The following is a 25,680-nucleotide window of genomic DNA, read 5'->3' as shown; positions in this document are numbered from 1 at the left end:
ATCGCCCTATATACAGGAAAAGCCGAACCCTGCAAAAGGTTTCGGCTTTTCTCATTTACGGATATACAGCAATCAGCTCAATCTCCACACTGACATCACGGGGCAGTTTTGCGACCTGAACACAAGCCCGGGCGGGCGGCGCCTCAGTAAAATACTGGCTATAGACATTGTTCATGAGGGCAAAATCGTCCATGTCCTTTAGAAACACCGATGTTTTTACCACATTGGCAAAGGTCAGGTTCTCCTGTTCCAAAATAGCCCGCAGGTTAGCCAGCACCTGGTGGGTTTGGTTCTCGATACCGCCATAGACAATCTGGCCGGTAACAGGGTCAAGCGGTATCTGGCCTGAGACAAATAAAAATCCCTTGGCTTTGATCGCCTGTGAGTAAGGACCGATGGCCTGGGGGGCCCGGTCAGAACTAACGACTGTTTTCATGCTGCAGCCTCCTTTAGCTTGTTTTCTAGGACATTCTATATTATTTGGTAAAAACCTGCCTATTTACTATCACCAAAAATTTTTTCTGTTAAGGCCAAGCCGGTAGGCGTAACCGCCAAACCGCCCTGGGCTGTTTCTTTCAGTGAGCAGTGCATGGACTGACCGACCGACTCCATCGCATCAATCACTTCATCTACCGGTATAACACTGGTAATGCCGGCCAGCGCCATTTCCGCCGCGACAACGGCCTGCGCCACAGCCCCGGCATTGCGTTTGACGCAAGGAACCTCAACCAGCCCGGCCACAGGATCACATACCAGTCCCAGCATATTTTTTATCGTAATGGCCACGGCCTGACCGGTCTGAGCCGGGGTACCGCCCAGGAGCGCGACCATGGCCCCGGCGGCCATGGCCCCGGCCGAACCGCATTCAGCCTGGCAGCCGCCGGCGGCGCCGGCCAGAGAGGCCCGTGAGGCAATCACCATCCCGATCGCACCGGCAACGACCAGCCCTTTAGCCAGTTCCTCCTGGCTAAAGGCGAATTCTTCTTTTAGGGTAAACAAAATGGCCGGCAAAACACCGCTTGAACCGGCCGTAGGCGCGGCCACGATCCGGCCCATGGCGGCGTTAGCCTCACCGACAGCCAGTGAATAAGCCACGGCTTTACCGAGAAAACTCCCTAACACAGTCCGTTTTTGGCTGTGGTTATATTGCTGCAGCCTGAGTCCATCACCGCCAACCAGACCGCCTTTCGATCGCGGCCCTTTAAGCCCGGCAGCAATCGACGCTTCCATAACAGTAAGCAGTTCTGCCATGCGTGTGATGACCTCCCCCGCCGTCACTCCCAGCTGGCGGGACTGGAACTCCACACAAAAGTCGGCAAAAGAAACTGCCTGTCCGGCAGCAGACTGAATCCATTCCTCCAGAGACAACTTATCCAATGACATATGTATCGCTCCTTGTCAGCCAATGGCCGTAATGCTGCGTACTGCTTTAATCATCGGCAGCCCGGCTACAGCTGTAATGTCCGCCTTGTCCACCGGCTGGTCAGTCTCCAGCACCATGCTGGCCAAACCACCTTTATTTCTTCTGAATACACGCATCTGGGCAATATTAACCCCCCGTCTGGATAAGATGCCTGTTACCTCGGCCACAGCACCGGGACGGTCTTCATGCAGAGTGAGAATTGTGGGAAAATCGCCGGTAAACTCCAGCGGAAAACCGTCCACCTCACTGATTATCACCCGCCCGCCGCCAATCGAAGCACCGGCAACCTGGCTCTCAGCCCCCTCCTCTCCGGCCAGCCAAAACCTGACAAAATTAGGATGGGCGGCATCGCCGGCATGAATGGTGCGGAAGGAATACTGCAGCCCGGCTTCCCTGGCAAAGGCAAAGGCCTCCGGAATTCTCAGGTCATCAGTCGCCCAGCCCATCAGGCCTGCCACCAGTGCCAGGTCGGTGCCATGCCCCCGGCCGGTCTGGGCAAAAGAGCCATGAAGTCCAATCACAGCCTTGGCTACAGGCTGCCCCAGAATAGCCCGGGCAGCATTTCCCAGCCGCACCGCCCCTGCCGTATGTGAACTTGACGGGCCGACCATGACCGGTCCGATAATATCAAAAATGTTCAACCTTACGTTACCTCCTTTCAGTCAGTCTTGCCGAGTACCCTGTCAGCGCTAAAACGGTAGAATAAGGGCGAGGCTATTTTTGCAAACCAAGGCGGAGAGGGAGGCATACCGGACGTATGCCGGCTGGCGACAACGAAGGGTTGCGGAAAATAGACCGTCAGTATTCACTGGCTTAGGGGCTGACAAGGTACTAGTATCCCCTGGTGCCGGCCTGTTCAATCATCCCGCAGAAACAGGAACGGCCAAGTCTTTCTTAAAGAAAATACTATATTGATATTTTATACGATCTCATTGTAACATAATATTATACTTATGGGGGAAAAAGCACAATTTACAAACTATGCACGAGGATATTTTATATATTAGCGGTTGAAAAAGGAGAGAATAGGCAATGGAAAAAATCCGTATAGTTATCGCCGATGACCATGCCGTGTTGCGTTCCGGGCTTAAAGCCCTGCTGAACTGTTCACCGTTATTTGAGGTCATTGGGGAAGCCGGTGATGGACAACAGGCGGTTGCCATGATTGAGGAACTTCGCCCTGATGTGCTGCTGCTCGATATCTCCATGCCGGTCATGAGCGGTGTCGACTGTATTAAGGAACTCAGATCCAGGGGACTGGCCTGCCGTATTCTTGTCCTCACAATGTATGATGATGATGAATACATTAAAGAGGTTATGCGGGCCGGCGCCGACGGCTACGTATTAAAGAAATCGGCCGATACGGAACTGGTTGAAGGTATTCTAAAAATCCATTCCGGCAAAAAATATCTGAATGAAACTATGTCCCAAACGCTGTTAACCAGTCTCCTGCGGATAAATAATGAGAAAAGCGACCAGCGCGACCCCTATATTTTATTAAGCAGCCGCGAACGGCAAGTACTTAGATTGCTGGCCCAGGGGCATACTAACAGCGAAATCGCGGAGCACCTGTCTTTGAGCGCCAAGACAGTGGATACGTACCGCTCGCGCATCATGAACAAATTGAATGTAAGAAAAAAATCAGAGCTGGTAAACTACGCCCTGCAGTACAAACTGATCAGCACGTGAAACATAGCACTTCATGTCGGAGGATACCCTACATTTATTTGCGGCAGTTTCTTACTTCATTTTAAGGTAAGTACCTGATTTACATTTGCGTCAACTTTAGCGAGAATAATGGTAAACAGGTATAACTTATATGTTGTGAAAATTTAAAAAATAAAGGAGCCTGAGCAAATGGAAAAGCAGCAGATTGATGCGCTCAAAAAGATTGTTGGCGATGAACACGTGTTGACAAGTGTGGAGGACCTGCACTGCTATTCTTATGACGCGACTCCCGGCTTTTCTCACATGCCCGATGTAGTGGTTAAACCGGCAACCACAGAAGAAGTTGCTAAAGTACTGGCCTTGGCCAACACTGGAAAGATCCCCGTATATACCCGCGGCTCAGGCACCAATCTGAGCGCCGGCACGGTCCCCACCAAGGGCGGTATTGTCCTGCTTATGACCCGGATGGACAAACTGATTGAGATCGATACGGAAAACCTGGTGGCCGTGGCCGAACCCGGGCTTATTGTATCTGACCTTAATAAAGCAGTCGAGGCTTACGGGCTCATTTACCCGCCTGATCCCGGCACAGTAACCACGGCAACCCTGGGCGGCACCGTGTCGGAGAATGCCGGCGGCCTGCGCGGGCTAAAATACGGAGTAACCAAGCACTACGTCATGGGCCTGGAGGTTGTCCTTGCCACCGGCCAGGTAATGCACGTGGGCGGAAAGAATGTAAAAGACGTATCCGGTTATGACATGACTAAACTCTTTACCGGTGCGGAGGGCACCTTAGGGGTAATTACCAGGATTATTGTCAAGCTGGTGCCTGCCCCGGAGGCCAAAAAGAGTATGATGGCTATCTTTAAGAATCTTGACAATGCCGGCAAGGCGATTGCCGCCATTATTGCCGCCAAGATTATTCCCGCAACCCTGGAAATCATGGACAATCCCACAATCCGCACAGTCGAGGATTACGCCAAAGTAGGCTTGCCGGTAGATGCGGAAGCCGTCTTGCTGATTGAGGTTGACGGTATTCCGGAGGTTGTGGAAAAAGAAGCGGCTAAAGTCATGGAGGTCTTAAAAGCTAATCAGGCGGACGAGGTCAAAATGGCAAAGGACGCGGCCGAACGCGATAAATTGTGGGCTGCCCGCCGGGCGGCGCTGCCGGCGCTGGCCAAACTCCGCCCGACCACCTTTGTCGAAGACGCTACCGTTCCCCGCAACAAAGTGCCTGATATGATTCGTGCGGTAAACGAAACTGCCCAAAAATATAACGTGACCATCGGCACATTTGGCCATGCCGGCGACGGCAACATGCATCCTACCATTGTTTGCGATATCCGCGACAAGGAAGAGATGGACCGGGTGTATAAAGCAATGGACGAAATCTTCAGTACGGCAATCAAGCTGGGCGGCACGCTTTCAGGCGAACACGGCATTGGTCTGGGCAAGCTTAAATATATGGAAGATCAGTTTGGCCCGGTCACGCTGGAAGCGATGAAGAATATCAAACGCGCCCTTGACCCTAATCTCATTTTGAATCCTGGCAAACTAGTGGGAGAGTGTTAAAATGAGTGATAAACCTGTTACTGCGCAAGCGATTAACGAGCACGATAAAGAGTTGTTAGCCGACCTCCAGGACGCGCTGGCCAACTGTATGAAGTGCGGCAACTGTATGGAGGTCTGCCCGATTTATAAGGAATTGGGCACCGAAACCGCAGTTGCCAGAGGCAAGCTGGCGCTGATGGAGGCCGTCTTAAGCGGCAAGATTCCCATTAGCGAAAACTTTGATAAATGGATGAGCAAATGCGTGTCCTGCAAAGCCTGTACCGTAAAATGTCCCTGCGGCGTACCGGCCGATGCACTCATTGTGCGCGGCCGCCAGGCCGCTGTCAAAGCGCGCGGCCTGCACCCGGTTAAGAAACAGGTATTTAAGCTGCTGAAAAACCGGACTATGTTTGACTTAGCCCTGCGGATGGCCGGACTGTTCGGTCCGCTTAGCTTTAAGAAACTGCCCCGCCCCATGGCGGCTGTAGCCCGTTTTCCGATGCCGGGTCTTGATAAACGCCGGGTAACAGCCCCTTTTGCCGCCTCGCCGTTAAGAAACCGCCATCCGGAGGTCATTACAGCCGACAAACCAAAACTTAAGGTTGGTTTCTTCACCGGCTGTACCATCAACTATATCTATACCGATGTCGGCCAGGCTGTCATTGATGTCCTGAAAGCCAACAATATTGAAATTGTCATTCCCTCCCTGCAGCACTGCTGTGGCACGCCGATCTACATGTCCGGCGATGTGGAAAGCGCCAAACTCCTGGCCAAACACAATATTGAGGTGTTCGAGCAATATAATGTCGACTATATTATTGCCGCCTGCGGCTCTTGCACCGAAGCCTGGAAAATTGAGTTTGTGGAATTATTCCATGACGATCCGGCCATGCAGGCCCGGGCCGAAAAGCTGGCCAAAAAAACCTATGAAATCAGTGAATTCTTAGTTGATGTTGTTAAAATCGACAAGAATAAACTGGGCCCGGTTAATGCCACCGTTACTATGCATGACCCATGCCATATGGCCCGCGGCATCAAGGTTACGGCCCAGCCGCGCCAGCTGCTGAAATCGATTCCCGGCTTACATTTTGTGGAAATGAAAGAGGCCGACCGCTGTTGCGGTTCAGGCGGCTCTTTCAGCCTTGGCAATTATGAAATCTCCCGCCGGATCAACGACCGTAAAATCGCCAATATTGCCGCCACCAAGGCTGACACGGTAGCTACCAGTTGCGGCACCTGCCGGATGCATATTACTGACGGCCTTGTCCAGAACAATCAGCAGCAGGATGTTGTCCATGTCATTCAGTTATTGGATAAGGCTTATAAAGCAGGCCAAAAGAAGTAATTTTTACTTCCTACTATAAATGCTTGCGATGATTGGGATGGTCTGACTCACCCCCCTGCTTCCGGCAAGCATAATATGGCAGTTTCCTGTGGAAAAAAAAACAGAAAGCGGTTAATGGGCCTGTCCCAAACCGCTTTCTGTTTTTTTACGGCGGCCAAGCGGAATCTCCACCGTGATTACGGTGCCATTCCCTTGCGCCGAATCAATATAAAATTCACCTGACAACAGGGTAATCCGCTCATGCATGCCATGGATGCCAAGACAGGTATCACTGCCGACACCGTTTAAAATATCGGCGTTAAACCCAATGCCGTTATCCTTGACGGTGAGGACAAGTTTATCGCGCTGCTTTTTAAGCAGCACTCTGACCTGCGTGGCTTTGGCATGTTTGGCAATATTGGTTAAGGCCTCCTGTAAAATACGGTATAATGTAATCTCAATCTCCGGCAAAAACCGCTGGCGTGACAGATTAACCACATTAAGATCCACGGCGATACTATATTGGCGGGAATAATTCTCTACATATTTCTGGGCAGCGGCCACCAGTCCCAGATCGTCTAACAGGGCCGGCCTGAGCTGCACGGCCAGATGATGAACATCTTCCAGTGTCTTTACCGCCAAATCCCGCATCTCCAGGATTTTTTCCCGCTCACCTTCACTCTGCACATGTTCAGATAATACCCTGAGGCCAACAATGATTGACGTCAGGGCCTGACTGGTTTCATCATGAAGCTCGCGGGAGATTTTTTTCCGTTCTTCTTCCTGGACGCTAATCATTTTATTGAGCAGAACGGACTGCAGTTCTTCTTTTTCCTTAAGGGCCCGCACTAATTTTTCCTGCCTGGCATTCGATTCCAAAGCAGCCTCCACAAATTTAGCCGCCAGGCGGGCATAAGGGGCAGCAGTATCAGGAGCGCCGGAAACACCAATGACCCCGACACAACCGGCGCCGGTCATAATCGGAACATTAAACCCCTGCCTGACTCCCTGCAACTGCAGCTCTTCCTCGGCGGTAACCGAAAATTCGCGGATCGGGCCGCTTATCAGCATCCGGGCTGCCGCCTCATGAATATGAGACACGCGCTCTTTGCTGAAAGATGCAATAATAACGCCGTGATTGTCGGTAATATTAACATTTTTATTAAGCTCTGCTGCTACAATATCGACTAAAGACTGGGCAAAGCGTGGGTCAAGCTCCATGATTTTTGTCACCTGGCTGGGCGGCAGCCTCCGGCCGGCCACGATTTTTACGCCAATAGCCAATGGCCAGAACCGCCAGGGTTACAGCTGCTTCGAGCAGCAGTGAATAGGGTTTAAACCAGACACCAAGTACAGCGTCGGCAACCATCATCTTAGCGGCTGTCCAGCCAAGAATCCCGGCCCCCACATAAATAATGACCGGATATTTATCCATAAGTTTCATCAGCAGCTGGCTGCCAAACACCACTAACGGGATACTGAGGGCAAGTCCAAAAATTAGCAGTCCCAGGTGCCCGTCAGCGACACCGGCTATAGCCAGTACATTATCCAGGCTCATAATTAAATCAGCAAAAATAATAACTTTTATTGCTTCCCCAAAGCTGCTGGCCCCTTCCAGGGAAACCTCCTTATGCTCATCACCGAGCAAATTGATTGCAATATATACCAGAGCTACTCCGCCAAGAAACTGTACGTAGGGAATTTTGAGCAGCAGCGCAGCCACCATAGTAAGTAAAATCCGCAATAAAACAGCTCCGGCGCTGCCCCACAATACAGCCTTTTTTCGCTGATCCTGGGGCAGGTTTCTACTGGCCAGAGCTATGACAACAGCGTTATCGCCGCTTAGTATTAGGTTAATAAGAGTAATACTACCTAACGCTATCAATAGTTCCATCGAAATAACCCCCTATAAATAGATTGCCTGACAATACCTTGTTTATGCGACCTGTATGGTAATTCTGCCAACCCCCCTTCAATAATAATAATTAAGGACCTGTCCGCAGCAACGGCAAGGTCCTTTCCGAGTAAAATGGCAATAAAACCTTGTGCAGTATATAGTAAGGATATACCAAAGGTCTCACTATTGGACTACGCCAACGACACAGCCATGCACAGCGAATGCAGAATTGTTGACAGTGTCTGTCAGTTACTCCCCCTTAGGGCACTTATATTATATTTAACTATGTGAAAATCAAAATAGACTATATAACCTATCATAGTATAGAAATTGTATCCAGTCAATACAAATTATCGTATAATAACCTTCCCGCTACTGTCAATAATTCTTGCCAATCATAATACCTTGGAGTATTATGATAGAGGACATTATACAAATTTGATTTCCATAGGAGGAACTTTCCATGTCAAGCCACCCCGTTAAATTAGCAGAAATGTGCCAGGAAAAGCAAGGTCTTAAGCGTGATATGAAATCCCGCCACCTGCTTATGATTTCTATTGGCGGCACAATCGGCACCGGATTGTTCATGGGTTCAGGCCAGACAATCAATCAGGCCGGTCCGTTTGGCGCCATTTTGGCATATATGGTCGGCGGGCTTATTATGTACCTGGTATTATTATGCCTGGCTGAACTGACTGTCGCCATGCCGGTATCAGGGTCTTTTCAAAGTTATGCTACCCGTTTTATTTCCCCCGGCGCCGGTTTTACCACCGGCTGGCTGTACTGGCTCAACTGGGCGATCTGTATTGCCGCCGACTTTACCGCCGCCGGCATCATTATGCACAACTGGTTCCCCGACGTGGCGGTCTGGATCTGGTGTACAGTATTTGCGATTGCCCTGGCCGGGCTTAATCTGTTGTCAGTTAAAGCCTACGGCGAAACTGAATTTTGGTTTGCCAGCATTAAGGTTGCTGCCATAGTTTCCTTTATTATTGCCGGCTCAGGCTTAATTTTTGGCTTTAGCAGCGGACAAGCCGGACTCGGTTTTTCTAACTTCCACACCGGCGGCGGTTTATTCCCAAATGGTTTTGGCGCCGTATTCCTGACGATGATTGCGGTTATCTACTCTTTTCAGGGGGCTGAACTTGTCGGCATTGCCGCCGGTGAGTGCAAAGAACCCGGCAAAAATGTCCCCCGGGTTATTAAAGGCATTTCTATCCGGATTATTATGTTCTATGTGCTGGCCATGATTGTCCTGGCCGGCAGTATCCCGGCGGCCGAGGCCAGTGTACTGGAAAGCCCCTTTGCGCATGTTTTCGGCAAAACCGGCATCCCCTTTGCCAAAGACATTATGAGCTTTGTTGTATTAACCTCGGCTCTATCGGCCGGCAACTCCGCCTTATATGCCTGTTCACGGCTGCTCTGGTCAATGGCCCAGGATAGGCAGGCTCCCTCCTGGCTCGGCCGGCTGAATGCCGGCGGCGTCCCGTACAATGGTGTCTTAATCACCCTGCTGCTGGCCTGTATGTCGCTTCTTACCGAAAGCTTCGCCGCCGATACCGTATATCTGTGGCTGATGTCCAGTACGGGTTTGACAGGCTGCTTAATCTGGATGATCATCGCCTGGTGCCAGATCAACTTTCGCCGCGAATACATAAAATTAGGCGGAAAAATCGAAGCGCTGGGCTTTAAAACCCCCTTCTACCCCCTTGTCCCGATTCTCGCCTTTGTTCTCAATCTGGTCGTAATTGTCAGCCTCTATTTTGACGAATCACAACGGATTGTAATCTACACCGGCTTTCCGATTTTGTTTGCCATTTATGCTTATTATCAGCTGTTTCTGGCTAAACAGCAGAACAGCAACACTCTGCCTTTGCGTTAGCCGACCACCAATTACCATTAGACCGCCTCCCCCGCTGATGTGATATAATGTTCAGGTATGATACATTATGTCACCTTGATAGGGGAGGCTTTTTTCTTTATGGATACTTTGTCCCATGCCTTAGTGGGCATTGCGGTTGCCGGTTTGTCAGGTCATCCGTTCAGCATGAGCGATCCTCTGTATATAGCGGCTATAATCGGTGCCCAGGCGCCTGATTTTGACATACTTGCCCAGCTGCGCGGCAATTTTTCCTACCTCAGGCAACACCGGGCATTTTCTCATTCGCTGCCCGGTCTTATTTTGTGGTCAGGTTTAATTGCCGCCGGCTTTTTGGTATGTCTGCCGGAAATGGCACCAACTCAGGTTTTTTTCTGGTCCTTTTTAGGCGGCCTGTCCCATATTGGCCTTGACTTCTTTAACGCGCACGGGGCTGCGGTTTTATTCCCCGTCAGCCGGGAGCGTAAAAGCTTCAGCCTGCTCAACGTATTCGACCCGGTACTGCTGTCAATTATGCTGATCGTATTCCTCCAGGGACTGGCACCGCGGGACACGTCACTGCTGTTTTTCACAACAACCGCGCTATACATCCTGGTGCGCTATCTGCTTAAATTGCGAGCAAGGGTTATTCTGCGGCACCACTTCATAAAAAGCGGCGTTATCCGCAGCCTGGTTATGCCCTCGCTTACCAGTATCCTCTACTGGGATTTCGTGATCGAGACCGAAACCAATTATTTTGTTGGCCGTATTGGCGCCCTGCAGCCGGCCTTAACCCTGCATAGCAAACTCCGGAAACAAACATTATCGCCGATGCTGGCCGGTGCACAAAAAACAGTGTTGGGTGAATTTTTCTCGGCCTTTACACCTTTCAGCTATTTTGCTGAATCCGAGGCGCAGCAGCAGACAAAACTCGTACGTATTTATGATTTACGCTACTTTTTTAAGCATGGCTTCCTCCATAGTGCCACAATCATCTTCGGCCAGGATGAGCAGCCATGCGACTCATATATCCAGACCTATGGCCGCAAAATTAAAATTCCCTGCTGACAGGAAAACCACTAGTGGTTTTCCTGATCTATATTATTGAGGCCGGCAAGCAGCGAACCGGCAAAAATAACACAAACTGCAAAAACGGCAGGTATGGCCCAGTGTGACCATGCATAAGGCGCAAGCAGCGGCGAAATCTTTTTATCCGCAATTGCCATCTCCCCGGCAGTCCAGCCTAAAAAAGCAGCGCCGATGGTGATAATAACCGGCCAGCGGTTCATCAGCGCGTGCACCAATTTGCTGCCCCAAATAATGATCGGGATGCTGATTGCCAGCCCCACCACCAGCAAAGGGATATTCCCTTTGGCAACGGCGGCTATGGCGATCACGTTATCAATACTCATCACCATATCGGCAAAGATGATTGTTTTCACCGCATCGCCCAGGCTGCTTTTGGCTTCCAGTTTTTTCGGCTCGTCTTCGCCGTTGAGGAGTTTAATGGCAATCCCGAGGAGAGCCAGGCCGCCAACCAGCTGCAGGTAGGGAATCCGCAGCAAAACAATAGCGGCGAAAGTTAAAATGATCCTCAGGCCGATCGCCCCGGCCCCGCCCCAGAGAATCGCTTTCTTTTGCTGTTCCGGCGCCAGTTTGCGACTGGCTAAAGCAATAACCAATGCGTTGTCACCGCTTAACAGCAGGTTAACAGTAATAATACTGATAAGTGCCACTGCCCAATCCACAGCTTCACCTCAATCATGATTTATACATTGATAGTATTACCGGATTTGTGATAATTGTGCCTGACAGATGTAGCCAACCGGTTTATAAAATCCGGTTGGCTACATCTGTCAGCTGCTCTAGATTGCGGCATTCAAAAACCTGATTACAAAAACGCTGATATTCTTTCATCAGACAATCACCTTCCAGCCACTTATCCGCCGGCAAGGGGTTCAGCCAATAAACGGCCTGGGCCCGGTCAGCAATTTTAGCCAGTTCCTCCGCCCCGCCCGGATGCCAGTTATTGCGGCCGTCCCCTAAAATAATCAGCTTGGTCCGGGCCGTAATGGCGGCTGACTCATATCTGGCAATCTGCTCAAACACCAGATCATAACGGGACAGGCCTACCCGGCGGTTAAACCGCTCCCGCAGGTGTCTGGCCTCAAAAAAGGCATTAACGTCCTGGGTTTTAAACCAGTCGGTAACCTCCACCGCCTCATCAACAAAGACAAAAGAACGGATATTGGCGTAACGGCGGTGAGCGGCCTGCACTAACTGCAGCATAAACCGGCTGAAGCGCTCTACTGAATTAGAAACATCACATACCAGCCACAAATCGACTTTACTTTTGACCCTGTCCCGGTATTTGAGATGCAGAGGCCAGCCGCCTGTCCGCACCACGTCTTGAAAGGTGCGCCGCATATCAAGCGTGCCCCTTTTAGCCCGGCGCAGCCGTATTCCCGGACGCTCAGCCAGTTTCTTCGCCAGTTTCACAATCTCTTGCTCGACGGCAGCAATCTCAGCCGGTGCCAGACAGTCAAATTCACGGCGGCGGATATTGGCATATTCCACCAGTTTAACGATATGCTGCCGGCCAAACCTGCTGACGGCTTTGCGTTCCAGTTCCCGTCGCAGCAGCGCCTCCAGCCGGGCAAAGGTTTTTTGCCACTGCTGAAAAGCATTTGCCGTCATTTGCTCGGTCAAATAACTGCGCTCGATCTTGTTGACAGCCTCAAACCATCTGAGTTTTACCTGAACCTGGCGAAGCTTGCCGGAAATTTCCTCAGGCTGGGCATTGGCAAGCTGCACTGAAGCGGTAATTTCCCTGGCCAGTGCTTCTAAAACAGCTACCGGCTGGCTGTCGATTGTTTCCAGCAGCTGTTCGGCACTGCCGCCGGCACCGGCGGCGCTCCGGCCGCTGCCATCGGCGGTCGCGCCTTTGATTATCAGCTGCTCCGGCTCAGGCCTGGCCGCTTCCACCGGTGCCGCCAGGTCAAAATACAAATCAAATAACGCCGCAAATACCGGACGTTCCCACAGGCTTTTGACAAGAGTCGCTTCCAGCACCTCCCGCAGCAGTACCGGTGAAAACCCGGTAATTTCAGCTGCCTTCAGGGCATCTGCGGCTTCCATTGTTGTTACCGTTAGCCCGGCGGCCCGCAACAGCCGGACAAAATCAACGATCATCTGCTTCATGGCTTGAGTAAATAAGACAGCTTGTCGGTAACAAGCTCGCGGTCTCGGGTGTATTTAAGCAAAGCAGTTAAGGTAAGCCGCGCCGCCTCAATATTCAGTTCCCCCCCCAGCATATTCATGGCCTGTACCCAGTCAATACTTTCGGTAACACTAGGCGGCTTTTTCAGCGGCTGCCTGCGAATAGTCTGGATAAATTCAACAAGCCGGCTGGCAAACACAGGGTCAATGCCAGGCACACTGAGTTCAACAATGGCGAGTTCCCGTTCAAAATCAGGGTAATCTATATAAAAATGCAAACACCGCCGGCGCAGGGCATCGCCCAGTTCTCTGGTACTGTTGGAGGTCAGCACAACATGGGGACGGGCCGCTGCTTTTATTGTTCCCAGTTCAGGTATTGTCACCTGCCAGTCTGATAAAGCCTCCAGCAAAAAGCTTTCAAACTCCTGATCGCTTTTGTCAACTTCGTCAATTAACAGCACGACCGGTTCAGGGCTGGTAAGAGCTGTTAATAATGGGCGTTTTAACAAAAATTCCTGATCGAAAATTTGTTGCCGTCCCGCATTCCAGCCCTGCTGCGCCAGGGCTTCTATCTGAATATAAAGCAGTTGCTTTTGGTAATTCCATTCATACAAAGCTTTACTTTCATCAAGCCCTTCATAACACTGCAGGCGAATCAGCAAACAACCGCGCCAGCGGGCCCAGGCTTTGGCCAGTTCGGTTTTGCCAACACCGGCCGGCCCTTCCAGTAACAGTGGTTTTTCCAGCCTTTCCGCCAAATACAGGACGGCTGCCAGCTTTTCGTCTGTCAGATAACCGTTGGCAGCCAGTCCCGTCCGGCAGTCATTTATTGCAGCAATTGCCTCATTCATTGTCACCAGCTCCATCACTATACTTATTAAGAGTTCCGGCCAGACTAGCGATACCTGCCATCATGTAGGGCACTCCTTCCCCGCTTTAAATACCTTAACAATATTTCTAATACTGGTTATATCTGTCAGCGGGTTTCCTGCCAGTATCAGGAAATCTGCCCTTTTACCGGTTTCGAGCGTGCCCAGTTCCTTTTCCAGCCCCATAGCCTGAGCCGCTAGCCCCGTCGCTGCCCGGAGAGCAGCAAGGGGCGGCAGGCCGCATTCCACCAATAAACAAATCTCCCGCCATACATCGCCATGCTCAACACCAAGGGCGCCGGCATCGGTGCCGGCAACAATCTGCGCGCCGGCCTGGTAGGCCCGCATCACCATCGCCTGGTGCCGGCAGTATACCGCCTCAATCCCGGCCGGAGGCAATGTCCGGGTCTGATACTGGCGGCCATAAGCCAGCATCCGTTCAAAGGGTACCAGAGTGGGTATCCAATATACCCCTTTTTCCGCAATCAAATCCGCCGTAGCCGCATCGATCAGCGCACCATGCTCCAGCGTTCTGACCCCAATAGTCAAGGCCTGGCGTACGCCCTCGACCCCGTTGGCATGAACCGCAACCGGTTTCTGCAGGTGCTGCGCCTCGTTGGCCGCCGCCTGCGCCTCAGCCAGGGATAGTTCCACAATGCCGGCATCCTGACGCATAAAATTCACACAGCCTGTCATCATAATTTTTATCCAGTCGGCACCGGCCTTAGCCTGCTCGCGTACGGCCTTGACCATCTCGGCCGGGCCGTCGGCTTCCCGCCCGCCGGCATAATGGAAATGACCGCCGGTGACGGAGATGGCCTGACAGGCGCTCAGCACCCCCGGTCCGGGCAGTACGTTCTGCCTGACGGCTTTTTTTAAAAGAGAATTTAAGCCATAAGGCCCGCCTAGATCGCGCACGGTAGTAACGCCCTTGCTTAGGGCCAGCGCCAGGTTCTTGACCGCCCTGATCAGCGTAAACTCTTTATCTTCTTTCCATCTTAATGAACGGACACTAAGATCGGAAACCCCTTCCAGGAATAAATGTACATGCGGATCAATCAAACCCGGCATAGCCGTATAAGGAGAATAATCAACCGCTGCCTGCACCTGCTCAGCGGCAAATTCCTCTGCTTTGCCAATACCGGCAATGAAGCCGTCTCTAACGTCCAGATAGCAGGCTGCCTGCGCTTCCCGGCCTGTACCATCGATTAATAACCCGGTTTTTATGAGCATCTGTCCAGTCCTTCTTTCATGATTACAGGTTTTAGTTTTATGCAAAAATATTCTGCATAAAACCTATAAGTACCTGCCAAATCAAGGCAGAAAATTAATAAACCGATTGGCGGCTGCCGCTCTTGACAGTATGTCACTATCTAAGTATAATTACTAATGTAATATGTTAATGGGGGTATAGCTCAGCTGGGAGAGCGCTTGAATGGCATTCAAGAGGCCAGCGGTTCGATCCCGCTTATCTCCACCAAAAATAGAACTTGTCGATAAGTTCTATTTTTTATTTGCTTAAATCCGCTCTTTATCGCATGCAATAACTTGACTGATATGCCATCGTGCGCTAAACTAGAATCAGAACGCGTTGTTTTCTAAAGGGGAGTAGCTTGCAAGGCTGGGTCAACACACGGCATTTGCCTGGCCCTGCCATTGGTGTCTGCCAATTAGCGAGACCTTTAGTATGGATTTATTACTATACCATGCTAAGGTGTTTCGTTTTTTATTTAGTATTATAGCTATTGTTAACACACGATAATAGAGGGAGCGTGGCAATGGACGCAATCGTAGAAGTACTTTTGGAATGGGGTCTCACCGGTCTGCTGATTGCCGCATTCACGGAGTCTTTTATTTCTCCGGTATTACCAGACCTGCTGCTTATACCCTTAGCTCTGGCTAACCCGCAAAATGCGATCTACTATGGTTTGGCTGCAACCATGGTCTCCGTAGTCGGCGGTTTAATCGGTTATGTCCTCGGGCTTAAAATTGGCTTGCCGGCCGCCCGCAGGTTTATACCGGCCCGCTATATGGATAAAATATACTGCGTTGTAAAAGAAAATGGCCTGTGGGCAATATTTTTGGCCTCTTTATCTCCTATTCCCTATAAGTTTGTCAGTATAACAGCGGGAGCGCTAAAAATAAACCTGCCCCTGTTTGTCATCATTTCTTTCCTGGGGCGGGGCAAACGCTTTTTACTTGAAGGCATATTGATCTTCTATTTTGGTCCTCAGGCTGTGGAAATGTTTACCGAGCATAAAGATGACCTGCTGGTTATCTCCCTGATTCTGATAACAGTTACCGGACTAATTGCCTACGTTATAAAAAAAAGCAGAAAAACGGAAACCGTGGCCGATAAATTATGAACATATTGCTCGCTGCTTTATTGCCAGCGGGCAATTTATTTGCGGAGAATTCCAATCAGGGCCGCATACAGCGGGGTGTTTATTGTACTGTCCAAATTTTCAGTACGCCCGCAAGTTTGCTCTGCGGCATAACAGGATATGATATAATTAATAATTCTTAAATAAATTATGATAGGGAGAGTGTTATTTAAACCTTGGAGACCCCCTCGATTAGTACCGAAATCATGATTATTTTAGCTCTGATTTTTGCTAATGGGTTATTTGCCTTGACAGAAATGTCGATTGTGTCCTCCCGGAAAAGCCGGCTGGAAAATATGGCCGCTTCCGGCAGTAAAGGTGCTAAGGCCGCGCTAAGATTAACCGAAGAACCCACACAGTTTTTATCTGCCGTTCAGATTGGCATTACCCTTATCGGTATTCTCACAGGTGCTTTCGGCGGCGCCCGCATCGCCATGCTGCTGGCTGCCTCCCTGAATACCATTCCTTTGCTCAGGGGCTACAGCGAGGCGATCAGCCTTGCCATCGTCGTCGGCACCATTACCTACCTGTCACTGATCATCGGTGAACTCGTTCCCAAAAAGCTGGCCCTTAATAATCCGGAAAAAATTGCGGCCACTGTGGCCATGCCGCTGACAGCCTTTGTGCGTATCAACCGGCCGCTGGTCCAGCTTCTCGGCGCTTCCACCAATGTGGTTATGAAACTGATCGGGGCTAAGCCACCGGCAGAATCGCCTGTTACCGAAGAAGAGGTCCGGGTGCTAATTGGCCAGGGTGCGCAGCATGGCGTATTTGAAAAGTCCGAACGGGAAATGGTTGAAAATATCTTTGTGCTTGGCGATATGCGTGTCGGTGCGCTGATGACCCCCCGTACCCAGCTCCAGTGGCTTGATATTGAAGATAACGACCAATATAATCTCCGCATCATCAAAAGTAGCAACCATCTGTTTTTCCCGCTGGCCCGTGGCAGTTTGGATGATATAATCGGTGTCGTCTATTCGAACGAGCTTTTATCAAACTATGTGCCAGGCACTCCGCTGCGGCTTGAGCAAACGGCCCGCCAGCCTCTCTACATCCCCAAAAATACACCGGCCCTGAAAGTGCTGGAGAAATTTCGCGAAACCGGCGTCTATGTAGCCCTGGTCATTGACGAGTATGGCGGTATTTCCGGCTTAATCAGCCTGTATGATATTGCTGAGCACATTGTCGGCGACATGCCTTACCTCGGGGAAGACAACGATCCTGATGTAATTGCCAGAGACGACGGCTCCTGGCTGGTCGACGGCATGCTGTCGGTTGAGGAATTGAAAGAATTGCTCGACACCGATCATTTCCCCGGTGATGAAAGAGGCTACTTCCAAACCCTGGGCGGCTTCATCGTCTCTTATCTCGGCCATATTCCCACTGCGGCCGAATGCTTTGAATGGAATGGTTACCGGTTTGAAGTGGTAGACATGGATAAAGCCCGGGTGGACAAAGTTCTTATTACCCGGCTGGCGATGAATGAAGACAGTGAGTTTATTGAAATCGAGTAAAAGTGCCTACGCCAAAAAACCCTGCGGATAAAGCTCGCAGGGTTTTTTCCGTCATACTTTTTCTCTGGGTAAAAAGATCTTTGGCCGTTAGCAGCAGGCGGCTTTCGTAATGAGCCTCAGCCATGCTCCGGTTTAGAAGGTCCGCATTGACGGTATGCGCTTATCCGCGATTGTATTGGCATAATCCTCCAGTTGGGCAGCCAGCGTACTGCTGGCCGTTATAATCTCGGCATCAGCTGAATTAGAATTCTGCATAAGGTCGCTCAGTTGTTGTCTAAGCGCTGCCACTTGCTGAGTAATCGTCTGTAGCTGTTGATCCACGCAGAGTACCTCCCACTCCTGTTTTTTGTAGTGTACCACTAAAATTGAAAATCATGTATTGTAATCATTGCCGCTCATATGAAGCATTCATGCGGGAAAACTAAAATTATGCTTCACCATGGGAGGTGATAATATGACAAGCAAAAAATCTGCTTTCTGGAATGGAAAAAATTTTGCGGGCGCATCACAAGCAGGTTCCCAGAACTTAATTGGCGAAGGCTCGCGGGCAACGCCCACCCAGACAAAGTATGATGTGAGCAATGAAACCCTTGCGGCCGCAGACCTCCAGCCGGCTGGCAAAGCTGACGGCAGGGAGCCAGATAGCCGCGGCTGAGCTTACAGGCACCAGGCAGCAATTTGCCGCAATCAAATTAAGGAGGCGTGATGATATGGCTGACAAAGACACAAAAAACAAACAAAAGGCAAACATCGATACCGCAAAACAGGGGAATGCATCTGACCAGAAAAAGAACATGCCCTGTAAAAACTCACTCCCCACATGATCTACGGTTAATGGCAGAAGAAACGGAAGGCGGCCTATTCGCCGCCTTCCGTTTCATTTAAATATGTCCACCCCTCTTTTTGTTCGATCTTTCGCTCTTTGAGCAGACGCCCCATAGCACGCTTAAAAGCAGCTTTACTGATATTAAACTTCTCCTTAATAATTTCCGGCGGGGAACTGTCACTATACGGCATTTGTCCCCCGCGGGCCCGCAGTAGCGCCAGAATCTTTTCCGAGTCAGTATCCATGGCCTCTTCTTTAAGAGGGCGCATCGACACATTAAGGCGGCCGTCTTCTCTGAGGTAGGTAACCCGGGCCTCCAGTTCGGCACCAACCCGGGGGCGCTCCGTCATTTCATCATTGTGCAGAAAGGCAATAAACCGTTCTTTAGTAAACAGGAAAGCGCCCTGATCGCTATAATTATATACTGTACCTACGACGGTGTCACCGATTTTTAGGCCTTCAGCCGGTCTGGAAGCTCGCCTGAGTTCATCTTCAACCTCCATAGTAACTGCCGGCCGCCCGGATTTATCACGGTACAGCTTAACCCATATTTTTTCACCCCGGCGCGGTAAACCCCGGCGGCCGGCATGGGGCATAAATACACCCCGTTCTGCCCCAATATCCACAAAGGTTCCGTCGCGCGTGGTATTAATCACCTCAACCCTGGCTACCTGCCCTTCCCGCATTTGCGGCAGGCGCATGCTGGCTGTCAGCCGGCCTTTAGGGTCTTTGTAAAGATAAACCTTGAGGGTCTGGCCTATGTCTACTTCTTCAGACTGCTGTGCTTTGTGGAGTAATATGTCATCGCTGGTATTGCCTGTACCGGCATCCAGAAATACACCCATTTCATTTTTGCGAACCACAGTCAGGTCAACCACATCACCGGGCTGATAATTATGTTTACGGATATCCATCATTACACCTAACCTTGATATACTACTTGTTTGGCGTCGCCCCACAAACGCTCAAGCTTATAAAACTGCCGGTCTTCATCAAGGAAAATATGAGCCACACAATTGCCGTAATCGAGCAGTATCCACCTTGCGTCACGGTAGCCTTCCCGGCGCAACAGCCTAATTCCCTGTTCTCTGAGTTGTTCTTCAATGTAATCGGCAATTGCCTGGACCTGGGTGATTGAGTTGGCACTGCAAATAACAAAATAATCAGTCACCGGCGAAATACCGGTTAAGTCCATAATGACAATATCGCCGGCTTTTTTATCGCTGGCGGCTTTGGCCACTAACTCCGCTAATTTGTTGTCAGCATGAATCATTTGTAAAAAAATACCTCCTGGAACACTGTTCTATAAACTAGCTTTTTCTTTCCGGTTTTATTTTATTCGGACTGTAACAGCAATTTTCCTGCAAAAAAAAACAAAGCGCAATAAAATACGCTTTGTCCCGTATATTAATTGTTACGGGTAGAGCCGGGACTGTCCTGATATATCCCGCTCACTTTGGTTGTGGCAATAAACATGGTTTCAACAAGCTGTTTTGTCAATTCCCTGTCTGGAATCCAATAGCTTAACCCTTCAATTGTCGCAAAATCACCAGGCAGCATCTCGGCCTGCAGCTTCCCCGCATCTAAATCTTTGAGACTATTGGCCACCTTAACCATCGTCATTGCCGACATATCAGTCTCGATATACTCCCGAAGGGTATTCACCAGGGCCGGCACTTTTAAGATAGTACCTACCTGCAGCGTTTCCTTAGCCAGCGCTTTTATAAACCGCTGCTGGCGCTGCACCCGGCCGATATCGCCCAGTTCATCGCTGCGAAAACGGACATATTCGCCGGCTTTTTCACCATCCAGGTGTTGATAGCCCTGTTTTAGGTGAATCTCAAGATCGGCATAAGGGTCCTTGTAATTCATGTTATGTTCAACATAAAGGTCTACGCCGCCCAGAATGTCGATCACCTTAATAAATGCCTGCCAGTCAATGACCACATAGTAATGGACCGGCACATGCAAAAACTGTTCAACTGTGCTGCGGGCCAGCTCAGCCCCGCCATAAGCATAGGCGTGATTCAGCTTGTCATAGCCTTTACGGCCTGGAATATTCACCTTGGTGTCACGGGGTAACGACAGTATATTAACCGTCCCATTCTGGGGACTGATACTTGCGACCATCATCGTGTCCGATCGTCTGGCGGGATCATAGGCATTCTCATGATCCTGGTCATCCACCCCCAGGAGCAGGATGTTGACCCTGTTGCTTAAGGTCTCCGGCGGCCGTTCACTCTGCTTGACTACCTGGGCTACCGGCGCAGTGCGCACAACATTAAGGTAGGCATATACAGTAGCCCCGGCTAAGGCGACCACGGCAACAAGCAACAAAATAAGCAACAGCAAAACCCTGTCCCACCGTACCTTGCGCGATTGTCCTTGCGGGTCGCTCATGGTATCATCTCCTCTCCCGAAAGACAACACCCTTTATTTACTTTGAGTTTTTTGTCTTTGTTGTAATAAAAAATTACGCCCTTCAATCGAGGCTGGATGGATAAGCACACCCTGTTCAAGCATATAGGCAACAGACTCGTCATAGGCGGCAATCATCGCCGCATCCAGATCAGCAAAAGCCAGGCTGCGCAGCCTGTCCACGCCGGGAAAACTTCGGCCTGGTTCAATAAAATCAGCTAAATAGATTATCTTATCCAGTTTGGACATATTGGGGCCGCCGGTAGTATGAAGGGCAATGGCTTTAAGGATCTGCTGGTCTGCAACCCCATATTCGGCTTGAGCCATACAGGCCCCTACCGGCGCATGCAACAGCACCGGCTGACAATATTCAACATCACTCACCACTATACCAAAAGCCGCTGCTGTTGGCAATAGGTGATTGCTGGGTACTGCCCGGCCGCAATCATGAAGTAATCCGGCCAGCCTGGCTTTATCTATATCTGCCCCGTACCGGACAGCTAATTCGGCCGCAGATTCGCTCACACCAAGTGAATGGCGGAAACGCTTTGCTGATAAATTTTGCGACAGTTTTTCAGCAAGCCGGCTAAGCTCCAGCATCTGACATCACCTGCCCTTTACTACTAAAATTCGTCAATCCATAAAAATATCCTTTTTTTATATATAAATAAAAAACCTCCTAAAGCTAGGAGGCGAGTACATCAAAAAACATGTATGATTATACGCTTGGCGCCACCGGGCTTAATCTTGGCGCGGCTTAGCTTCATTAACGACAATCTGCCGGCCTGCAATTTGAGAGCCATTCATAGCCTCAATCATTTTTTCGGCGTCAGCGTCCTCAACCTCCACAAAACCGAAACCACGGGAACGGCCTGTTTCTTTGTCAGTAATAATCCGGCTTGATACCACAGAACCATGGGGGCGGAAAGCATCCGCAAGCGCAGTGTCTGTAGTATTCCAAGGCAGGTTACCGACATAGAGAGTTTTTGCCATAGGGAATCACCTCCGTTACATCAGGATACTAAACCAAAACAGGTTTTACGTTAACATTATCTGCAAAAACAGAAGATTTATGCTTACCCCGGCTTGCCTTTATTTGGCACCTACCGGTATAAGCTTTCTTTATAAATATAGTCTTCCACGCTTTCCGGCACAATATATTTGATAGAACGGCCCTTTTTAACCCGCTCTCTGATATCAGTCGAGGAGATCTCCAACTCCGGCGTGGCCAAGCGCTGAATACTGCGTCGCCCCCTGGCGCCAAATTGTTTAATTACCTGGTCAATATAACTGATAGAGCCTGGCCGTGCAGCTGCCACAAAAAAACACAATTCCAGCAATTCGTCAATATCCTGCCAACTGGGCAAGTCTTTTACAGCATCCGCACCGGTAATGAAATACAGTTCTGCGCTGGCCCCATAACAGTCAATTAAGGTCTTGACGGTATCTACGGTATAGGAGGGCCCGGAGCGCTCAAGTTCAAGCGTGGATACGAAAAAGTAAGGGTTGGAATAAGTGGCCAGGATTGTCATAATATAGCGGTGAATGGCCGGTGTAACCAGGGAGTGCAGTTTATGCGGCGGGTTACTGGCCGGGATAAATAAGACTTTATCCAGATTATATTCAATCCGGACAGCTTCGGCTGTGACCAAATGACCGATATGAATGGGGTCAAAGGTCCCGCCCATAATACCAATTTTAGCTTTTGCCTGCACCATAATGATCTGCCTTTCAACAATATCCAAAACATGCCAAAACTTTTCTATTATTATAACAAATGCCTGTCAATATGAAAAGCCTGGTGTCAAGACACTAGGGTTGTGACAGCACATTTGCCGTCAGCCGCACGACAAGACAGACACTGGTGATTATAGCCGCGGCCCGGGCATAGTCGACAGCATCGTGGCGGCCTTTCGGCGTGCGCAAATAGTTCATAACAGCATAACAATAACCTGGTATCAGCTTCCATTTACTCATCATAGCAAGTTATTGCCTTACCTGATTTGTCCGGAGCCATTTACCAGATATTTAAGGCTGGTCAGCTCGCGCAGGCCCATTGGCCCCCTGGCATGAAGCTTTTGTGTGCTGATGCCGATTTCAGCGCCAAAGCCGAACTCAAAACCGTCGGTAAACCGGGTCGAAGCATTAACGTAGACGGCAGCGGCATCCACTTCCTGCTGAAAGCGCCTGGCATTATTGTAGTCATTCGTGACAATGGCTTCCGAGTGGCGGGTACTATAGGCCGCAATATGCGCAAGTGCAGTGTCAAGATCGTCTACTACTCTAATGGCCAGAATCAGATCCAGGAACTCGGCCGCCCAGTCTTCCTCGCTCGCCGGCCTGACAGACTGATGATATTTCATAACCTCAGGACAGCCCCGCAGCTCAACACCGGCCTGATGATAACGTTCTAACAAAGCCGGCAGGAATGGGGCCGCAATACTCTTATGCACCAGCAAAGTCTCCACTGCATTACATACACCGGGCCGGGACACTTTAGCATTGAAGGCGATATCACTGGCCATTACCAGGTCTGCGCTGGCGTCTACAAAGGTATGGCAAACGCCTGTACCGGTCTCAATCACCGGCACTGTGCTATTCTCAACAACAGTCTTGATGAGTCCCGCCCCGCCCCGGGGGATGATCACATCCAGATATTTATTCAGCTTCAACATAGCCGTAACGGCCTGCCTGTCCGTTGTTTCAACAAGCTGGATTGCAGCTGCCGGTATCCCGGCAGCAGCCGCCGCCCCGGCAATAACAGCCGTAATTGCCGTATTCGAAGCAATGGCTTCTGAGCCGCCGCGTAAAATTACGGCATTGCCGGCTTTGAGGCACAGGCCCGCGGCATCAACAGTAACATTAGGCCGTGCTTCATAGATAATACCGATAACCCCCAGCGGCACATGTACTTGCGTAATAGCAAGACCGTTAGGGCGAATCCAGCCGGCTGCCGCCTCACCGACAGGGTCTGGCAGCAGCGCAATTTGCCGTAACCCGGCAGCCATGGCTGTAATGCGGGCTTCATTTAACAGCAGCCGGTCAATCAGCGGCTTAGCCATCCCCTTGGCGGCGGCCCGCTCGACATCGGCAGCATTCGCATTAATAATTTCCGCCTGTTTCTTCTCCAAAGCCTCAGCCATGGCCAGCAAAGCCTGGTCCTTGACAGCGGTTGACAACGCAGCCAGCCGACGCGCGGCCTGCCTGGCCGCTGCGCCTTTGTCGGCAAGTTCCGTTATATAATCCATACTCCCGCTCCTCTCTTATACTAAAAGTACCAGATTGTCACGATGCACAACCTCGTCAAAAGGTTTAGAGCCTAATATATCGCTGATTTCAGGGGTATGGGCCCCCATAATTTTTTTTATATCTTCCGCGCTATAATTAGTAATGCCGCGACCCATCTCCCGGCCGGCAGCGTTTTTTATGCTAATGGTATTGCCCAATTCAAAGTCTCCCTCGACAGCAGTTATTCCGGCCGCTAACAGGCTGGAACCGCCATTTAGCAAAGCCTGCTCACAGCCCCTGTCGACGGTTACCCGGCCACTCACGCTTACGCCAAAAGCCAGCCAGCGCTTCCTGATTTGCAGGCGGCTTTCTTTGGAGATAAAAATGGTGCCTACTTTACTTCCCTGCAATACCTCCCGTACCACGCCGTCCCGCCCGCCGGAGGCAATCACCATGGCTACGCCGGAATTAACGGCAATTTTCGCCGCCTGAATTTTGGTGTACATACCGCCGGTTCCCCGGACACTTCCCGGACCGCCGGCCAGGGCTTCAATTGCCGGGGTAATATCGGTAATCTCGCTCAGCAGTATCGCTCCCCGATCGGTTTGAGGATTAGCCGTATAAACCCCCTCCACATCGGATAAAATGATGAGCAGGTCAGCATCAATAATGCTGGCGACCATTGCGGACAGGGTATCATTATCACCGATTTTCAGTTCATCAATAGCCACAGCATCGTTTTCGTTAACGATAGGAATAACACCCTGGTTCAAAAGCGCCAGTAGTGTGTTGCGGGAGTTGGTATAGCGCTTGCGGTTAACAGAATCGGCCCGGGTCAGTAACACCTGGGCAACAATCTGACCATATTCGCCAAACAATTTTTCATAAATATGGAGCAGAATTCCCTGACCAACCGCAGCCGCAGCCTGCTTTTCCGGGATTGTTTTTGGCTTCTCTTTCAGCCCCAGCCGGTCTACCCCGGCCCCTACAGCACCGGAAGTAACCAGGACAATCTGTTTTCCCTGATTGGCCAAATCCGATAATTCACGGACCAGCTTCTCTATTCGCAAAAGATTAAGTTTACCGGTAGCGTGAGTTAAGGTACTGGTACCCACTTTAATCACTATCCGGTTCGCATTGCCTAAATTTTCTCTGGTAAGCATAATAATGATACTCCCCCATAATTCACGGCAGTTCGATCTTGGGCTTTTCCTCATTTTTCTTATACAGCAAGCCGTTGCGGCCGATTACCTGGACCAGTTCGGCCCCGGTCGCCAGGGCCAGAGCGGCAATGGCTGTTTTTGGCTCTTCCAGGCTGTTTGGCAATACCCGGACTTTAATCAGCTCACGGGCAGCCAGCACCTGCACGGCACTCTCAACAACCGGAGCCATGATACCGCCTTTGCCAATCTGAACAACCGGTTCCAGTGTACTCCCGCGGGCTTTTAAAAAACGCTTTTGCTTACCTGTTAGTGTAGTTTCATTTGCCAGCAAAGTCTTT

The 25,680-nt window shown here is 50.4% G+C and carries 28 protein-coding genes and 1 tRNA gene; 9 read left to right on the top strand and 20 right to left on the bottom strand.

Annotated elements, in window-relative coordinates; all coding sequences use genetic code 11:
- Positions 1–55: 55 nt before the first annotated feature.
- The 3 genes from ACZ481_RS09860 to sdaAB are packed head-to-tail and all read right to left on the bottom strand — an operon-like array spanning position 56 to position 2,064.
- Positions 56–436, bottom strand: a complete 381-nt coding sequence (locus tag ACZ481_RS09860; protein WP_464769971.1) for a RidA family protein — start codon at positions 434–436, stop codon at positions 56–58.
- A 59-nt stretch (positions 437–495) separates the two neighbouring features.
- Entirely contained in the window at positions 496–1,383 is an 888-nt protein-coding gene (gene sdaAA, locus ACZ481_RS09855) for an L-serine ammonia-lyase, iron-sulfur-dependent, subunit alpha (RefSeq protein ID WP_464769970.1), read from the bottom strand.
- Between the two features lie 15 nt (positions 1,384–1,398).
- Positions 1,399–2,064, bottom strand: coding sequence for an L-serine ammonia-lyase, iron-sulfur-dependent subunit beta (gene sdaAB / locus ACZ481_RS09850; RefSeq protein ID WP_464769969.1), 666 nt, complete (start codon positions 2,062–2,064; stop codon positions 1,399–1,401).
- Between the two features lie 391 nt (positions 2,065–2,455).
- On the opposite strand from sdaAB, the gene ACZ481_RS09845 reads away from it, so the two are divergent.
- The 3 genes from ACZ481_RS09845 to ACZ481_RS09835 all read left to right on the top strand — a co-directional run bounded on the left by ACZ481_RS09845 (position 2,456) and on the right by ACZ481_RS09835 (position 5,987).
- Complete coding sequence (locus tag ACZ481_RS09845; protein ID WP_464769968.1) at positions 2,456–3,112, top strand: response regulator; 657 nt, start codon at positions 2,456–2,458, stop codon at positions 3,110–3,112.
- 168 nt (positions 3,113–3,280) lie between these two features.
- Positions 3,281–4,663 (top strand): FAD-binding oxidoreductase, encoded by a 1,383-nt coding sequence (locus ACZ481_RS09840; protein WP_464769967.1) that lies wholly within the window; start codon positions 3,281–3,283, stop codon positions 4,661–4,663.
- Position 4,664: 1 nt separating this feature from the next.
- On the top strand, positions 4,665–5,987 hold the full coding sequence (locus ACZ481_RS09835; protein WP_464769966.1) for a (Fe-S)-binding protein: 1,323 nt from the start codon (positions 4,665–4,667) through the stop codon (positions 5,985–5,987).
- Between the two features lie 111 nt (positions 5,988–6,098).
- Here ACZ481_RS09835 and ACZ481_RS09830 read toward each other — a convergent pair whose 3' ends face one another.
- Complete coding sequence (locus tag ACZ481_RS09830; protein WP_464769965.1) at positions 6,099–7,250, bottom strand: sugar diacid recognition domain-containing protein; 1,152 nt, start codon at positions 7,248–7,250, stop codon at positions 6,099–6,101.
- The gene (locus ACZ481_RS09825; protein WP_464769964.1) at positions 7,177–7,860 is read right to left on the bottom strand and encodes a TerC family protein; all 684 of its coding nucleotides are present in this window, start codon (positions 7,858–7,860) and stop codon (positions 7,177–7,179) included. The genes ACZ481_RS09830 and ACZ481_RS09825 overlap by 74 nt, the downstream gene beginning before the upstream one ends.
- A gap of 466 nt (positions 7,861–8,326) precedes the next feature.
- On the opposite strand from ACZ481_RS09825, the gene ACZ481_RS09820 reads away from it, so the two are divergent.
- Entirely contained in the window at positions 8,327–9,745 is a 1,419-nt protein-coding gene (locus ACZ481_RS09820; protein ID WP_464769963.1) for an amino acid permease, read from the top strand.
- A gap of 99 nt (positions 9,746–9,844) precedes the next feature.
- Positions 9,845–10,789 carry a metal-dependent hydrolase gene (locus ACZ481_RS09815; protein WP_464769962.1) on the top strand — a complete coding sequence of 315 codons (945 nt, stop codon included), beginning with the start codon at positions 9,845–9,847 and terminating at the stop codon, positions 10,787–10,789.
- An 11-nt stretch (positions 10,790–10,800) separates the two neighbouring features.
- Here the strand turns inward: ACZ481_RS09815 and ACZ481_RS09810 are convergent, their stop codons facing one another.
- From ACZ481_RS09810 to ACZ481_RS09795, 4 genes are all read right to left on the bottom strand, one after another.
- Positions 10,801–11,469 (bottom strand): TerC family protein, encoded by a 669-nt coding sequence (locus tag ACZ481_RS09810; RefSeq protein WP_464769961.1) that lies wholly within the window; start codon positions 11,467–11,469, stop codon positions 10,801–10,803.
- Positions 11,470–11,551: 82 nt separating this feature from the next.
- Complete coding sequence (locus ACZ481_RS09805) at positions 11,552–12,922, bottom strand: VWA domain-containing protein (protein ID WP_464769960.1); 1,371 nt, start codon at positions 12,920–12,922, stop codon at positions 11,552–11,554.
- Positions 12,919–13,791 (bottom strand): AAA family ATPase, encoded by an 873-nt coding sequence (locus tag ACZ481_RS09800; RefSeq protein WP_464769959.1) that lies wholly within the window; start codon positions 13,789–13,791, stop codon positions 12,919–12,921. Before ACZ481_RS09800 ends, ACZ481_RS09805 begins: the two co-directional genes overlap by 4 nt.
- A 60-nt stretch (positions 13,792–13,851) precedes the next feature.
- Positions 13,852–15,042: a metal-dependent hydrolase family protein gene (locus ACZ481_RS09795; protein WP_464769958.1), complete on the bottom strand. Its 1,191-nt coding sequence runs from the start codon at positions 15,040–15,042 to the stop codon at positions 13,852–13,854.
- Positions 15,043–15,213: 171 nt separating this feature from the next.
- Here ACZ481_RS09795 and ACZ481_RS09790 point away from each other — a divergent pair.
- The 3 genes from ACZ481_RS09790 (at position 15,214) to ACZ481_RS09780 (ending at position 17,707) form a co-directional block, all read left to right on the top strand.
- A tRNA-Ala gene (locus tag ACZ481_RS09790) sits at positions 15,214–15,289 on the top strand.
- Positions 15,290–15,587: 298 nt separating this feature from the next.
- Positions 15,588–16,175, top strand: coding sequence for a YqaA family protein (locus ACZ481_RS09785; protein ID WP_464769957.1), 588 nt, complete (start codon positions 15,588–15,590; stop codon positions 16,173–16,175).
- 224 nt (positions 16,176–16,399) lie between these two features.
- Complete coding sequence (locus ACZ481_RS09780) at positions 16,400–17,707, top strand: hemolysin family protein (protein WP_464769956.1); 1,308 nt, start codon at positions 16,400–16,402, stop codon at positions 17,705–17,707.
- A 132-nt stretch (positions 17,708–17,839) separates the two neighbouring features.
- Here the strand turns inward: ACZ481_RS09780 and ACZ481_RS09775 are convergent, their stop codons facing one another.
- The gene (locus ACZ481_RS09775; protein WP_464769955.1) at positions 17,840–18,028 is read right to left on the bottom strand and encodes a hypothetical protein; all 189 of its coding nucleotides are present in this window, start codon (positions 18,026–18,028) and stop codon (positions 17,840–17,842) included.
- A gap of 133 nt (positions 18,029–18,161) precedes the next feature.
- Between ACZ481_RS09775 and ACZ481_RS09770 the strand changes: the two genes are divergently transcribed.
- On the top strand, positions 18,162–18,362 hold the full coding sequence (locus ACZ481_RS09770) for a hypothetical protein (RefSeq protein WP_464769954.1): 201 nt from the start codon (positions 18,162–18,164) through the stop codon (positions 18,360–18,362).
- A 203-nt stretch (positions 18,363–18,565) separates the two neighbouring features.
- Here the strand turns inward: ACZ481_RS09770 and ACZ481_RS09765 are convergent, their stop codons facing one another.
- The 10 genes from ACZ481_RS09765 to yhbY form a co-directional block, all read right to left on the bottom strand.
- Positions 18,566–19,450: a CvfB family protein gene (locus ACZ481_RS09765; protein WP_464769953.1), complete on the bottom strand. Its 885-nt coding sequence runs from the start codon at positions 19,448–19,450 to the stop codon at positions 18,566–18,568.
- Positions 19,451–19,455: 5 nt separating this feature from the next.
- Positions 19,456–19,806: a ribosome silencing factor gene (rsfS, locus tag ACZ481_RS09760; RefSeq protein WP_464769952.1), complete on the bottom strand. Its 351-nt coding sequence runs from the start codon at positions 19,804–19,806 to the stop codon at positions 19,456–19,458.
- A 134-nt stretch (positions 19,807–19,940) separates the two neighbouring features.
- Positions 19,941–20,933, bottom strand: coding sequence for an LCP family protein (locus ACZ481_RS09755; RefSeq protein ID WP_464769951.1), 993 nt, complete (start codon positions 20,931–20,933; stop codon positions 19,941–19,943).
- Positions 20,934–20,966: 33 nt separating this feature from the next.
- A complete protein-coding gene (yqeK, locus tag ACZ481_RS09750; RefSeq protein ID WP_464769950.1) occupies positions 20,967–21,551 on the bottom strand; it encodes a bis(5'-nucleosyl)-tetraphosphatase (symmetrical) YqeK in 585 nt (194 codons plus the stop codon).
- A 141-nt stretch (positions 21,552–21,692) separates the two neighbouring features.
- Positions 21,693–21,944 carry an RNA recognition motif domain-containing protein gene (locus tag ACZ481_RS09745; RefSeq protein WP_464769949.1) on the bottom strand — a complete coding sequence of 84 codons (252 nt, stop codon included), beginning with the start codon at positions 21,942–21,944 and terminating at the stop codon, positions 21,693–21,695.
- Positions 21,945–22,054: 110 nt separating this feature from the next.
- Positions 22,055–22,669 carry a nicotinate-nucleotide adenylyltransferase gene (gene nadD, locus ACZ481_RS09740; RefSeq protein ID WP_464770607.1) on the bottom strand — a complete coding sequence of 205 codons (615 nt, stop codon included), beginning with the start codon at positions 22,667–22,669 and terminating at the stop codon, positions 22,055–22,057.
- Between the two features lie 94 nt (positions 22,670–22,763).
- Entirely contained in the window at positions 22,764–22,886 is a 123-nt protein-coding gene (locus ACZ481_RS09735; protein ID WP_464769948.1) for a hypothetical protein, read from the bottom strand.
- A gap of 59 nt (positions 22,887–22,945) precedes the next feature.
- A complete protein-coding gene (locus tag ACZ481_RS09730) occupies positions 22,946–24,199 on the bottom strand; it encodes a glutamate-5-semialdehyde dehydrogenase (protein ID WP_464769947.1) in 1,254 nt (417 codons plus the stop codon).
- Between the two features lie 15 nt (positions 24,200–24,214).
- On the bottom strand, positions 24,215–25,342 hold the full coding sequence (gene proB / locus ACZ481_RS09725) for a glutamate 5-kinase (RefSeq protein WP_464769946.1): 1,128 nt from the start codon (positions 25,340–25,342) through the stop codon (positions 24,215–24,217).
- A 22-nt stretch (positions 25,343–25,364) separates the two neighbouring features.
- A complete protein-coding gene (yhbY, locus tag ACZ481_RS09720) occupies positions 25,365–25,673 on the bottom strand; it encodes a ribosome assembly RNA-binding protein YhbY (protein WP_464769945.1) in 309 nt (102 codons plus the stop codon).
- Positions 25,674–25,680: the final 7 nt, after the last annotated feature.

The sequence above is a fragment of the Sporomusa intestinalis genome (assembly GCF_055383785.1).
Note: the sequence above shows the minus strand (reverse complement) of the source record. Positions and strands in the feature narration are given on the sequence as shown.